General features: G+C 72.1%; 10 protein-coding genes. 6 read left to right on the top strand and 4 right to left on the bottom strand.

Annotated features, from left to right (window positions below):
* Position 1: 1 nt before the first annotated feature.
* Positions 2-1,504: a sugar transferase gene (locus tag DWV08_RS15450; protein ID WP_115414619.1), complete on the bottom strand. Its 1,503-nt coding sequence runs from the start codon at positions 1,502-1,504 to the stop codon at positions 2-4.
* A 271-nt stretch (positions 1,505-1,775) separates the two neighbouring features.
* On the opposite strand from DWV08_RS15450, the gene DWV08_RS15445 reads away from it, so the two are divergent.
* Both DWV08_RS15445 and DWV08_RS15440 read left to right on the top strand, forming a co-directional pair.
* Positions 1,776-2,900: a MauE/DoxX family redox-associated membrane protein gene (locus DWV08_RS15445; protein WP_115414618.1), complete on the top strand. Its 1,125-nt coding sequence runs from the start codon at positions 1,776-1,778 to the stop codon at positions 2,898-2,900.
* An 82-nt stretch (positions 2,901-2,982) separates the two neighbouring features.
* On the top strand, positions 2,983-3,531 hold the full coding sequence (locus DWV08_RS15440; protein WP_162801595.1) for an arsenate reductase/protein-tyrosine-phosphatase family protein: 549 nt from the start codon (positions 2,983-2,985) through the stop codon (positions 3,529-3,531).
* 72 nt (positions 3,532-3,603) lie between these two features.
* Here DWV08_RS15440 and DWV08_RS15435 read toward each other — a convergent pair whose 3' ends face one another.
* Positions 3,604-5,097 carry a sugar transferase gene (locus tag DWV08_RS15435; RefSeq protein WP_115414616.1) on the bottom strand — a complete coding sequence of 498 codons (1,494 nt, stop codon included), beginning with the start codon at positions 5,095-5,097 and terminating at the stop codon, positions 3,604-3,606.
* A gap of 175 nt (positions 5,098-5,272) precedes the next feature.
* On the opposite strand from DWV08_RS15435, the gene DWV08_RS15430 reads away from it, so the two are divergent.
* On the top strand, positions 5,273-5,989 hold the full coding sequence (locus DWV08_RS15430) for a glycosyltransferase family 2 protein (RefSeq protein WP_115414615.1): 717 nt from the start codon (positions 5,273-5,275) through the stop codon (positions 5,987-5,989).
* A gap of 5 nt (positions 5,990-5,994) precedes the next feature.
* Here DWV08_RS15430 and DWV08_RS15425 read toward each other — a convergent pair whose 3' ends face one another.
* On the bottom strand, positions 5,995-7,839 hold the full coding sequence (locus DWV08_RS15425; RefSeq protein ID WP_115414614.1) for an ABC transporter ATP-binding protein: 1,845 nt from the start codon (positions 7,837-7,839) through the stop codon (positions 5,995-5,997).
* Positions 7,840-7,964: 125 nt separating this feature from the next.
* On the opposite strand from DWV08_RS15425, the gene DWV08_RS15420 reads away from it, so the two are divergent.
* The gene (locus tag DWV08_RS15420) at positions 7,965-8,897 is read left to right on the top strand and encodes a glycosyltransferase family 2 protein (RefSeq protein ID WP_115414613.1); all 933 of its coding nucleotides are present in this window, start codon (positions 7,965-7,967) and stop codon (positions 8,895-8,897) included.
* A 39-nt stretch (positions 8,898-8,936) separates the two neighbouring features.
* Here the strand turns inward: DWV08_RS15420 and DWV08_RS15415 are convergent, their stop codons facing one another.
* Positions 8,937-10,043: a glycosyltransferase family 4 protein gene (locus DWV08_RS15415; protein WP_115414612.1), complete on the bottom strand. Its 1,107-nt coding sequence runs from the start codon at positions 10,041-10,043 to the stop codon at positions 8,937-8,939.
* A gap of 107 nt (positions 10,044-10,150) precedes the next feature.
* Between DWV08_RS15415 and DWV08_RS15410 the strand changes: the two genes are divergently transcribed.
* Positions 10,151-11,254 (top strand): glycosyltransferase family 4 protein, encoded by a 1,104-nt coding sequence (locus DWV08_RS15410; RefSeq protein WP_162801594.1) that lies wholly within the window; start codon positions 10,151-10,153, stop codon positions 11,252-11,254.
* Positions 11,254-12,393: a glycosyltransferase family 4 protein gene (locus DWV08_RS15405; protein ID WP_162801593.1), complete on the top strand. Its 1,140-nt coding sequence runs from the start codon at positions 11,254-11,256 to the stop codon at positions 12,391-12,393. Before DWV08_RS15410 ends, DWV08_RS15405 begins: the two co-directional genes overlap by 1 nt.
* Positions 12,394-12,395 lie beyond the last annotated feature (2 nt).

Below are 12,395 nucleotides of genomic sequence, written 5' to 3'. Positions count from 1 at the left end.
ATCAGTACGCGCCGGAGGAGGCGAGCACGGCCCGGACGGTGCGCACGAGGATCTGCAGGTCCTGGGTGAAGGACCAGTTGTCCACGTAGTACAGGTCCAGTCGCACCGTGTCCTCCCAGGAGAGGTCGCTGCGCCCGGAGACCTGCCACAGCCCCGTGATGCCCGGCCGCACGCTGAGGCGCCGCTGCGCGTCGCCGTCGTACCCGGTCGCTTCGCGCGGCAGGGCGGGGCGCGGGCCCACCAGGCTCATGTCCCCGCGCAGCACGTTCCACAGCTGCGGCAGCTCGTCCAGCGAGTAGCTACGCAGGAACCGGCCCGGCCGGGTGATGCGCGGGTCGTCGCGCATCTTGAACATCACCGCGTTGCCGCGATCCTGCATCACCCGTTCGGCCATCTCGACCTGCACGGCCTCCGCGTCGGTGACCATGGTGCGGAACTTCAGCATCTCGAACCCCTCGCCCTCCCGGCCCACCCGGCGTTGCCGGAAGATCACCGGGCCGCCATCGTGCAGGCGCACCCGGAGCGCCACCGCGGCGAGCACCGGTGCGAGCACGGCCAGCATCGCGGCGGAGGCGACGAGGTCGAACAGGCGCTTGCCGCCCTTGAGCGCGGCGCGGGCACGGGGCATGTCCATGTGCACCAGCGGGAGCCCGGCCACCGGCCGCATGCGCAGGCGGTCGGCGGAGATCTCGGTGAGCCGCGGCACCACGATCACGCGCACGTCCTCATGCTCCAGCTTCCAGGCGGTGCGGCGGAACTCCTCCGCGGTGGCGGTGGCGCCGGCGGTGAAGAGGAGGATGCCGGGGCGCACCTCCTGGGTGATCCGCAGCAGATCATCCTCGCCGCCCAGCACGGGGATCCCGAGCGCGGAGGCGTCCTGCGTGCCGGCCGGCGTCACCGCCCCCACCACGTCGTACCCGAGCCAGCGCTCACGGTGCAGGGTGCGGGCGATCCCGTCGATGTGGTCGAGGGAGCCGACGGCGAGCACGCCCTGGCGGAAACGACCGTGGCGCCGCGCGGCGCCGAGCATCCGGCGCAGCGCCATCCGGTGCGCGAGCATGAGCGGCGGCCCCAGCAGGAAGAACGCCAGGAAGAAGGCGCGGGAGAGCTCGATGTCGGCGAGGTAGACGATGGTTCCGCTGAGCCCGGCGGCAGCGAGGGTGGCGTACTGCAGGGTGCGCATCAGCTCGGTGCCCGAGGGCACCAGTCGCGGGTCGTACCCGCCGCACACGGCGATCGCGAGCAGGAACCCGAGCGCGATCGGCGCGGCGCTGTCCAGCACGTTCGCGGAGAGATCGGCAGCCGGGCCCAGGGCCCACCGCCGCACCAGGATCGCGCAGCCCGCCGCGGCGACGATCGCGAGCACGTCGAGCGCCACCATGAGGAGCACGGAGAGGAGGCGAAGCCGCCTGAAGGTCCCGGGGCGCGGCACGGCCGGGAGCGCCTGCGGGGGCGTCTCCGTCCCGCGGGCGCTCGCGCCCAGCGCGTCCTCTGCCAACGACATGACCACCTGACTGCACCTCGTGCCGGCGCCGCACCGGTGAGTGTGCCCTCCGGTGCCCCCGGCTCCCCTGACGTTCCTCGATGAGCAGTTTCCTGACAACCGTAGTGCCATGAGCGTCCTGGGACGAGAGGTCTGGCCGCGGAATCCGCGACGTCACCGATTCGTGACCCGTCCGCGAAGGGGACCGGCCGTGCCTCCGCGCGCGCTCGTCCGCGACAATGGAGGGCAGACGCTCGGCCGGGGACCCGGCCGGCGGGAAGGACTCTCACCGATGACCGTGCTGCTGGCCGCACCGATCCTGCTCACCCTCACGCTGCTGCTCTCCGGGCTGGCGAAGCTCGGGGCCCGCCAGGGCACGGAGGACGCGATGACCTCGCTGCGCCTGCCGTGGCGGTCGATGCATCGTTCGGTGGCGAGCGTGCTGCCGGTGACGGAGATCGTGCTGGCGCTCGGGCTGTGGTTCCCCTTCGTGCCGCTGCAGGTGCTGGTGGCGGTGGTGATCGCGCTGCTGCTGGTCACCTACCTGGTGATCATCGCGCGGGCGCTCCGGTTCGAGGAGCAGGTGGAGTGCTCCTGCTTCGGCACCCTCGCCTCCCCCACCGTCTCCGGCACCACGCTGGGACGGAACCTGATGCTGGTGGGCCTGGGCGTGCTCACGGTGATCGCCGCGGCGAGCGGGCTGCTCACGGCCGCGCTGGTGCAGGCGCCGCTGACGGTGATGGGGCTGGGCGCGGCGCTGCTGCTCGCGGTCGTGCTCACCGCCCTCACCCTCGGCGGTGCGGTGCCGGAGACGGCCCCTGCCGAGGCGTCCCCCTCCGACCGGGCGCGCTCCGGCACGGCGGCCCCCGCGCCGGCCACGATCGTCGAGGCCGAGGTCGGCTCCGCCCCGGAGAGCGGCCCGGGCGACGGGAACGAGGAGCTGCTGGACTACGAGCGCACGGCGATCCCGGCCGCGGTGGTGCAGCGGGTGGACGGCCGGCTCTCCACCCTCCGGCAGCTGGCCTCGCACCGGGCGGCGCTGCTGGTGTTCGTCTCCGAGGGATGCGGGCCCTGCGAGCGGGTGCTCGATCAGGGCCCGGGGTGGCTGGAGGCGCTCTCGCCGGTGCTCGACGTGCATTTCGTGTTCGCCACCCCGCTGGACCATCGGCGCGAGCGCACGGTGCAGCGGATCGGCGACCACGCCCTGCACGATCTGCAGTCCGTGGCCCGCGGCGCCCTCGGCGCGCGCAGCGCCCCGTCCGCCGTGCTGCTGGGTGCCGACGGGCTGCTGGCCGGCGGGCCCGTGACGGGAGGCTCCGAGGTGATCGGCTTCGTGGAGGAGATCCTCGAGCAGCTGCAGGAGGCCCAGCAGCCGGGCGAGCGGCCCGCCGCGGAGAGCCCCTCCCCCGCGTCCTGACGTCCGTGCCGGGAGGCGGCGGCCCGGCGGGTACGGTGCGTTGTCACCGCCTGCTGTCACGTGCTCTGGCTACGCTGGGCCGGTGACCTCCCCGGATGCCGCCCCCGCCTCGCCGCCCGGACTCTCGGTGCTGTTCGTGTGCACGGGCAACGTGTGCCGCTCCCCCTTCGCGGAGCTGCTGCTGCGCGCGCAGGTGCCGGGACTCGCCGTGGCCAGCCGCGGGATCCATGCCCTGGCGGGTGAGCCGATGGAGCGGCAGATGGCCGCCGAGCTGGCACGTCGCGGCGGCGACCCGGAGGGGTTCCGGGCACGCCAGGTGACGGTGGCGGACCTCGGCGCGGATCTCGTCCTCACGATGTCTCCCCGGCAGCGCCGGTTCCTGGTGGAGGAGCATCCGGCGGCGGCCCGCCGTTCCGGCCTGCTGGGCCACGTGCCGCAGCTCGCGGCGCTGGCCGCCGCGCACGGCGGGCTGGACCGGGACGTGATCGCGCAGTGGTCGCGGGCGCGCCACCCGGGCGGTCAGGAGGTGCCGGATCCGTATCGTCGGCCGCCGGAGGTCGCCGCCGCCACCGCGGCACGGCTCGAGGATCTGCTGGGACAGCTCGCGCCGCTGCTGGCCGCCGCCCGTTGAACGGGGCAGTCGGGCGTCGGGGCCGACGTGCAGGGCGGAACGGCTATGGCAGGTGCGCCCGCGAGCGGGCGGTCAGTACGCCCCAGAAGAGGCGAGCACGGCCCGCACGGTGCGCACCAGGATCTGCAGGTCCTGGGTGAACGCCCAGTTGTCCACGTAGTACAGGTCCAGGCGCACCGTGTCCTCCCAGGCCAGATCACTGCGCCCGGAGACCTGCCACAGCCCCGTGATGCCCGGCCGCACGCTGAGGCGACGGTGGGCGTCCTCGTCGTAGGCGGCGACCTCGCGCGGCAGCGCGGGGCGGGGGCCCACCAGGCTCATGTCCCCGCGCAGCACGTTCCACAGCTGGGGCAGCTCGTCCAGCGAGTACCGGCGCAGGAACCGGCCCGGCGGCGTGATGCGCGGGTCGTTGCGCATCTTGAACATCACCGCGTTGCCGCGATCCTGCATCACCCGTTCGGCCATCTCGACCTGCACGGCCTCCGCGTCGGTGACCATGGTGCGGAACTTCAGCATCTCGAAGCCCTCGCCCTCCCGGCCCACCCGATTCTGCCGGAAGATCACGGGGCCGCCGTCCTCCGCGCGGATGCGCAGGGAGATCGCCGCCAGCACGGGTGCCAGGAGCACCAGCAGCACGGCGGAGGCGGCCACGTCGAAGGCTCGCTTGGTCCACTTCAGCGCCGCGCGGGAGCGGGGCAGATCCATGTGCACCAGCGGCAGCCCGGCCACGGGACGCATCCGGATGCGGTCCGCGGCGATCTCGGAGAGGGCCGGCACCACGATCACGCGGATGTCCTTGTGCTCGAGCTTCCATGCGGTGCGACGGAACTCCTCCGCGCTGGTGAAGGCGCCGGCGGCGAACAGCAGCACGCCGGGCCGCTCCAGCTCGGCGATCCGGAGCACGTCCTCCTCGGAGCCCAGCACCGGGATGCCGGCCCGGGAGCGGGTGCCGGGCCGGCCGGCCGGGGTGAGGGCGCCGATCACGTCGTAGCCGAGCCAGCGCTCCCGCTGCAGGGTGCGGGCGATGCCGTCCACATGGGCGAGGGAGCCGACGGCGAGCACGCCCTCCCGGAACAGGCCGCGGGTGCGGGCCCCGTTCAGCCAGCGCCGCAGCGCCAGCCGCACCAGCAGCAGCAGCGGCGGGCCCAGCAGGAAGAAGGCGAGGAAGTAGGCGCGGGAGAGCTCGGTCCCGGTGAGGAACACGATGGTGCCCACGATCCCGGCGGCGGCGAGAGTGGCGTGCAGCAGGTTGCGGTACAGATCGGTGCCGGCGGGGACCAGGCGCGGGTCGTACCCGCCGAACAGTGCGATCGCCACCAGCCAGCCCAGCGCGATGATCCACACGCTGTCCAGCACGTGGGCGGAGAGATCGCTCGCGGGGCCCAGCAGGGACTGCCGGATCACGTAGGCGCCCAGCATCGCCAGCAGCAGCGCGCAGACGTCCGCGAGGAGGAGCACCACCACCAGGACGGTGCGCAGGCGCGTGGCCGCGCTCCCCGCGCGAACCTCCGACTCCGACGCGACCGCAGTGCGCCCCCAGCGCAGTGCATCTTCCGACAGCGACATACCCGCCCCAGCTCCTGTGCGCGCCCGACGGTGCGCACCCGCTCCGTTCCTGTCGCCGCGCCTCTCCGGCGACGACCTGAGGTGTACCTTATGTCCGTTTTGCCTGGTTTGGAAGGGGTGGTCAGGGACGAACGCGGGCTCTCCTCGCTCGCGCACCCCTGGCTACTCTGGTCCCATGCAGGCCGCCGCCGGGTTCTCCGTCATCATCCCCACCCTCCAGCGTGCCGACGGGCTGCAGGGGGTGGCGCTGCGCTGCGCCCGGCATCCGCTGGTGCGAGAAGTGCTCGTCATCAACAACGCGCCCGAGCCGCTCCCGTTCACCGATCCGAAACTCCGCGTGCTCCAGCAGGAGACGAACATCTTCGTCAATCCGGCCTGGAACCTGGGTGCACGGGAGGCCACCGGCGAGCTGCTCGCCATCGTCAACGACGACGTCGAGTTCGCCGACGAAGCACTCACCCATGCCGCACGGATCCTCCGCCGCGGTCTCTTCGGGATCGTGGGTCCGGATCTGTCGACGTTCCATGACGACGGATCCCGCCGCATCAGCCACCGGCTCGCTCGGCACGACGCCCCCACCCGCCGCTTCGGGACGTTCATGTGCCTGCGACGGAGCGACTACGTCCCGATCCCCGACGAGCTGCAGATCTGGGGCGGTGACGACTGGCTGATCGCGAATCAGCGCCGGCCGCCGGCAGCCCTGATTCGCACGCCGTTCCGCACCGACATGAGCACGACGACGCGGGCGGCGGAGTTCCAGCGGAGGTTCGACGCCGAGCAGGAGGCGTTGCGCACGCTGCTCGCGCCGATCCGCGGCCGGCGCTGGTGGCACCGGGCACAGCACGCCCACGAGGTGGTCCGCAACGCCATCCATCGGCGAACGGACCGCTGAGCCGCTCAGTCCAGGGAGCCGAGCTCGACGAGGCGTGCGAAGGTCGGGTCCGTCGCCTGAAGCTGGGCCATCGTGCCGCGGGAGCGCAGTCGACCATCCGCGAAGTACAGGATCTCGTCGGCGTGCTTCACGGTCGACAAGCGGTGCGCGACGACCACGACGGTGATCTGCCCGCGCAGCTCCTCGATCGTCTCGGTGATGTAGTGCTCGGTCTCGTTGTCCAAGGCGCTCGTGGCCTCGTCGAGGATGAGCACCTGCGGGCGCGCGTACAGCGCCCGGGCGATCCCAATCCGTTGCGCCTGCCCGCCGGAGAGGCGGGAGCCGTTCTCCCCGGCCCGCGTCGCGAGGCCGTCGGGAAGGCCGTCCACGAACTCCTGCAGGCGCGCCTGCCGGACCACGTCCGCGAGATGCTCCTCGTCGACCTCGCCGTCGGCCTGCCCGAAGGTGATGAGGTTCCGCAGGGTCTCGTCCCAGAGGTGGACCTTCTGGGAGACCATCGCCACGTGCGAGAGCCAGCTGCGGGAGTGCTCCGCGATGTCTACGCTGCCCACGGTGACGGAGCCCGAGGTCGCGGTGAGGAGTCCGGCGAGGATGTCCGCGAACGTCGTCTTCCCCGCCCCGGACCCGCCGACGAGTGCGACGGTCCGACCCACCGGGATCGTCACCGTGATGTCGCGGAGCACGTCGTCGACCCCGTCGGGGTAGCGGAATCCGAGCTCGTCGATCTCGATGTCGTCGCGGGGGAACAGGGCGGGATCCTCGGTCCCCGCGCTCGCGCGCGCCACGAGATCGTCGTCCCGGGCCAGGTCCTCGAGCTCTTCCCGGAGCATCGCGAGGGAGGGGCGGCAGCTGACGATCGCGTTGTACGTCGCGACCACGGTGTTCAGCGACGGGACGAGGCGGAGACTCGCCGCGGCGAACATCGCCAGCAGGCCGATGGCGGCGGCGGTGTCGTCGTTCGAGGCGAAGAGGATCAGCGCCACAAGGAAGATCCCGAGGACCATGACGATCTCGAGGACGTACTTGGGCAGCTCCGAGAGGATCGCGCGGAGCCTCCCCACGTGTGCGACGTCACTCCGATTGCGGTCGTAGCCGTCCGTGAAGTATCGCTCCCGCCGGAAGATTCGCGCATCGCGGAAGCCGTCGACGGCGGGCCCGAGGATCCGCCACGACTCCGTCTCCAGTGCGAGCATCTCCTGCCCGTTGCGAAAGGAGCGCGGACGCAGCACGGCGGAGACGAGCAATGCGGCACCGCCGAAGACCACGATCGCGGCGAGAGAGGCGAGCGGCGCGGCCACCAGGAGCGCGGCGGCCAGAAGCAGCACGGTGACCCCGTAGACCGTGACGGTGATGTACCCCAGCAGGACGCCGTTGAAGGTGGCGGGGACGGCCCCGGCGAGGACCTGCATGATGCGGCCACGGGAGCGCCTGCGGTGGGAGACGTACGGAGCGGCCATGTAGCGGGTCAGCACCTCGGCCTGCACCGCGGAGGACGCCCGGTGGGTGATCCCGAGGCTCCACCAGCGGATCACCACCACCGAGAGGTTCTTCACGACGAATGCCGCCGCGACGAACAGGGCGAGCGCGAGGACGAGGGCTCCGCGGTCGTCGGTCCCCAGCAACGGGACCAGGAGAGCCGCGATCCGACCCCCGGAGGCGTCCGGCGTGGCCAGCAGCTGGGTGAGCGGAAGCATGGAGGCGACGGCGAGCAGATCCAGCAGGGCGGCCACCGCCGCGGCGACGAGGAGCCCGATCACCCTCCATCGCATGCGCCAGGGGACCAGCGTGAACACCTCGCGCAGCTGCGCGACGTCCTCCGCGGTGTTCGCCCACGGTCGCCGTACCGGCATGTCGCCCCCTTTCTGCTGGGCCGGGACGCGCTCGGACGCGCCGACCCGTTCTTGGGTCAGACAGTACCGGCCCGTCCTCGCGCCCCTCGCTCCCACTGCCCCTCGGCCACGACTACTCTCGACGCATGAGCACGCTGCAATCGGCGGCGACCCCCGCACCGCGCGATGGCGGCGAGGTGCGCGTCGCTCTGATCATCCTGACCCACGACCGGCATCGCTTCGTCGAGGAGGCGGTCGCGGCGGCTCGCGCCCAGACCTATCCGCACCTGGAACTGATCATCTCCGACGACGGCTCCACCGACCCTTCTCTGCTGCGCCTCCTGGACGCCTTCGAGGCGGAGGGGCTGACGGTCCTGCGCCATCGGCCCGGGGGCATCGGGGCGTCCGTGAATGCGGCGGTGCACGCCGCGGACGCCACCTACGTGATGCGGCTGGACGACGACGACCTCATCGATCCCCCGTACGTCGCAGAGGCGGTCGCCGCGGCCCAGGCGGATCCTTCGGTGGGCATCGTGTACTGCCGCGCCGACTTCTTCGGCGACGTGGGGGGCCCCTGGCGACTGCCCGATCTCGACATCGGCATGATCCTGCTGGACAACCTGATCTTTTCGACCGCGCTGTATCGGCGAGAGGATTGGCTGGCCGTGGGGGGATATGACGAGACGATGAGGGAGGGCCGCGAGGACCACGACTTCGTGCTGCGGATCCTGGGACTCGGGCGGCGGGTCATCCGCCTGGACGGGACGTATTTCCACTATCGACGCCACGACCTGGGATCGGTGAACGCCGAGGTGGGAGAATCGCGGGAAGCGTTGATCCGGGCCCACGCCACGATCTTCCGCAACAACCTGCCACTCTACGAGAAGCACGCCGAGGAGTTCTGGCGTCGGCTCTTCCTCCGTGTCGATGAGGCCAACGATCTGCGGCACCGGTACGCGGCGCTGGAGCGATTGCGCTCACGCGCGCCGGGCGCCGTCCGCATCGCCCGTCGGGTGCGCGTCGGGGCCCACGGGCTCGCACGCCGCGCGTCGGCGCTGCGGCGGCCCAAGACCCCCTGATCCCGCTCCGAGGAGGATCCGGCGGCGACCCAACACGGCTCACAGGAGCGCGGTGAGCTCCTCGCCGATCCGGGTCCACATCCCCTCGAAGGTGAAACGCCGTTCCACGGCCTCGCGGGCCATGAGCCCCACCGCGGCCCGCCCGGCGTCGTCGCTCAGCATCTCGTCGATCACCACAGCGAGAGCGCCGGGATCGCCGGGCGGCGTCGAGAGGACCGCGGTCCCGTCGCCGATGTACTCGGCCATCGCGCGAGTGGCGGTGACGACGACGCACCGGCCGCAGGCCATGGCCTCGAGCATCACGCTCTGCCCGGTCGGATACGCGAGGTCGAGGGAGGGGACCACCACGAGCCGCGCGGCCTGCAGGGCGGCGCGATAGGCCGCGAAGCCTGTCGGCGGATGGACGGTGACGTTCGCGGGAACCTCGTCGGCCGGGATCCTGCCCGTCCCGGTGATGATATCGACGCGCCGATGAGGGATCCGCCGGGCGGCCTCGAGCAGAGTCTCCCAGTCCCGTCCCCGATCAACGCCCACGGCGAGCACGTCGTAGCGTTCGGCCGCGGAGACTGGGGTGAAATGGCGATGGTCGGCGCCGAACAGTACCGGGACGACCTTCTCCCCGGGCACTCCGGCCCGCTCGAAGATCTCGTGCTGGTTCGAGCTCAGCACGAACAGGCGGTCGAGCCCTGCGACGACCTCCCTGACCTGCCGGGGATCCCGCGTTCCGGCGACGAGCTCCTCCGCCCACCAGCAGGAGATGCCCACGGCCGGGATCCGGGCATAAGGCGAGGCTCTGCGCCGGCGCAGCCAGGCGAGCGCAGCCAGCTGCGGCTCCAGGAAGGCGAGAACTGCCGCGGCGGTGCGCGCCCGAGGGAGTCCCCGAAGGGCGAGGTCGACGGCGACGCCGCTGCGGTGCTCCACCACGTCGCGCAACTTGCGGTGCACCCGGCCGCGCGCGGGGCTCAACACCTCGAGACCGAGGCCGGAGACGCTGGGGAGGAGATCGGCGCGGTACGGGAGCGGGGTCTCGGGATCGCGCAGCCGAGCGGATCCGTCGGTCGGAGGCGTCCAGTCGAAGAGGCCCAGCACCGTGGGGCGCGAGCCATCGCCGCGTCGCCCGGCGCCCTGTGCACGTCCTGACCCCATGTGCGCATCCTACGGAGCCGGCCGGTCCGTCCAGGGCGGACGGGCCCTGCAGCCGTCCGACGCTCCGTAGGATGCAGAGGACGAGGGGGAGGAGGTCGACGAGCACCATGCGTCTCGATCACATGAGCACGGGCCTGTACAGCAGCTGGGACCTCGACGACCCCTCGGCCTGGTCCGGGGTGATCCAGCCTGCCGCACGGGCCCTCCGGGCCTCTCTGGACCTCACCCCGCTGTCTCCGGCGATGCCGCGCGATGCCCTGGTGGACCGGGCTCAGGCGCGGCTCTCCTCCCGGCCCGTGCTGCCCGCCCACTCGATCGCTACGGCACGTCGGCGCTCGGCAGCCCTCGCCGCCACGGCGCGACGGGCGAGGATCGACGCGGTGGTCGCACTCGCCTCGTCGACCGATCTGGTGCGCCCGCTGGGCGTCCCCACGATCCAGGTCACCGACGCTACCTTCGACCTGGTCCGCGACTTCTACCCGATGTTCTCGGGTCTCGGCCCCCTGGGCGGGTTCCAGGGGCGGTGGGTCGAGCGGCGCGCGGCCCGGGGGACCGCACATTTCGTGGTGACCAGCGACTGGGCGCGCACCTCCCTGATCGACGATGTGCGCATCACTCCCGAGCGGATCACCGTGGCCCCCTTCGGCCCGGCGATCGCGCCCGCTGCTTCTCCCCGCCCCCGCCGCGCAGAGGGCGGCCCGCTCCGACTTCTGCTGGTCGCGAGCGACTGGGAGAGGAAGAACGGTGCGGCGGCGCTCGCGATCGCGGCCCGGCTCCGCGAGCTGCGAGAGATCGAGCTGGTCGTGGTCGGGGATGCCCCCGCCGAGGCCGGGCACCTCGCCCGGCTCGTGGGCCGGCTCGACCCGGATGAGCTCTCGGCCCTGTACGCCCGCAGCGACGTGCTCCTGGACCCTTCGCGGGCGAACGCCTCCGGGGTGGTCATCACCGATGCGCTCCACCACGGCCTGCCCGTGCTCGCCGCCGACGTGGGCGGGGTCCGGAACCTCGTGACAGAGGACAGCGGGTGGCTCGTGTCCGCTGCGGATATCGTGCCCGACGCCGTCAGGATCCTCGCCCACGTGAGCCCGGCGGAGCTCGTCGCCCGTTCCCGCGCCGCCACCGCTCATGCACGGCACCGCCTCACCTGGGAGGCATGGGCCGCGACCCTCGCCGCGCTCGAGATCCCGTCCGTGACGCCGAGGAGGTCCTGATGCCCCGAGATCGCCTCGTCGTCGTGCAGCTCGATGCCGTACAGCTCGACACCTCGAGAGTGGTCCTGTCCACCAAGAGCCTGCATGCCCTCGAGCTCTACGCGGCGCACTGGCCCGGCGAGACCGTCGTCGCGGTGGAGGTCAAGCCGCGGGATCCCTCTCCGCTGCTCACATCCGTGAGGATCGCGGACCTCGGCTTCACGATCGTGGACCGTGCACGGATGGGCGTCGCGCAGCTGCGACGGGACGCCGCGGTGACGCTCGCGATGCACGACGTCTACGACACGGGCCGGAGCGATCTCGCGCCGGACCGCCTCGTGCTGTACGGCGAAATCCCCCTCGCGGAGCGGATCCGCATGGCGCAGATCGGCAGCGGGCGGATAGGGCGCCTGCGGGCCGCCGCGGGATGGCGCCGGCGACGGGGGGCATTGCGCGAGATGGTCGCCCGCACCGGCGGCTTCCAGGCGAACGGATACCCGGCTCTCGAGGACTACGGCACGCTGTCCCCGTCGGCGATGGTCTACTTCGACACACGTGCCAGCGCACAGATCGTCCTGGATGCCGCGCACGAAGCCCCCGCTCGTCCCTCGGGACGTCCCTTCACCGTCGGATTCTCCGGTCGGCACACGGCGGCGAAGGGACCCGAGCACGTCCTGGCCGCAGTACTGGCTCTGCTCGAGGAGGGCCTCGACCTCCGCCTGGTGCTCTACGGCAGCGGTGAGCTCACGCCCGTGCTGCAGGAGCGCGCCTCCGCCTGGCCGGAGCACATCGACTTCCGCGGAGACCTCGACTTCGCGACGGACTGGGTGCACGACGTGCCCCGCACCGTCGATCTGATGGTGCTCCCCCATGTCCAGGGAGACCCCTCCGGCACCTATCTCGAATCCGCGGCCGTGGGGGTGCCGGTGCTCGGATTCGACAACGTCGCGCTGCAGAGCCTCGTGGACCGCCACGGGATCGGCTGGACGGTCCCTCTCGGGGACACCTCTGCCCTCGCCGCGCGGATCAGAGAGCTCAGCACGGACCCCGCCGCTCGCTCCGATGCATCGCAGCGGGGGCGGGATCTGATGCGCGAGCACCACTTCGAGGCCGAGTTCGCGCGGCGAGTACGCCATCTGCGCGACGTCGCCGCGCTCTGAAC

It is taken from the genome of Brachybacterium saurashtrense (assembly GCF_003355475.1).
Classification (GTDB): domain Bacteria; phylum Actinomycetota; class Actinomycetes; order Actinomycetales; family Dermabacteraceae; genus Brachybacterium; species Brachybacterium saurashtrense.
The sequence above is the reverse complement of the archived record's forward strand: the minus strand, read 5'-3'. Positions and strand labels throughout refer to the sequence as shown.

What these genes read in the sequence shown, in the direction of transcription:
- DWV08_RS15450 (WP_115414619.1), bottom strand. Translation starts at nt 1,504, where the DNA reads ATGTCGTTGGCAGAGGACGCGCTGGGCGCGAGCGCCCGCGGGACGGAG.
- DWV08_RS15445 (WP_115414618.1), top strand. Translation starts at nt 1,776, where the DNA reads ATGACCGTGCTGCTGGCCGCACCGATCCTGCTCACCCTCACGCTGCTG.
- DWV08_RS15435 (WP_115414616.1), bottom strand. Translation starts at nt 5,097, where the DNA reads ATGTCGCTGTCGGAAGATGCACTGCGCTGGGGGCGCACTGCGGTCGCG.
- DWV08_RS15430 (WP_115414615.1), top strand. Translation starts at nt 5,273, where the DNA reads ATGCAGGCCGCCGCCGGGTTCTCCGTCATCATCCCCACCCTCCAGCGT.
- DWV08_RS15425 (WP_115414614.1), bottom strand. Translation starts at nt 7,839, where the DNA reads ATGCCGGTACGGCGACCGTGGGCGAACACCGCGGAGGACGTCGCGCAG.
- DWV08_RS15420 (WP_115414613.1), top strand. Translation starts at nt 7,965, where the DNA reads ATGAGCACGCTGCAATCGGCGGCGACCCCCGCACCGCGCGATGGCGGC.
- DWV08_RS15415 (WP_115414612.1), bottom strand. Translation starts at nt 10,043, where the DNA reads ATGGGGTCAGGACGTGCACAGGGCGCCGGGCGACGCGGCGATGGCTCG.
- DWV08_RS15410 (WP_162801594.1), top strand. Translation starts at nt 10,151, where the DNA reads ATGCGTCTCGATCACATGAGCACGGGCCTGTACAGCAGCTGGGACCTC.
- DWV08_RS15405 (WP_162801593.1), top strand. Translation starts at nt 11,254, where the DNA reads ATGCCCCGAGATCGCCTCGTCGTCGTGCAGCTCGATGCCGTACAGCTC.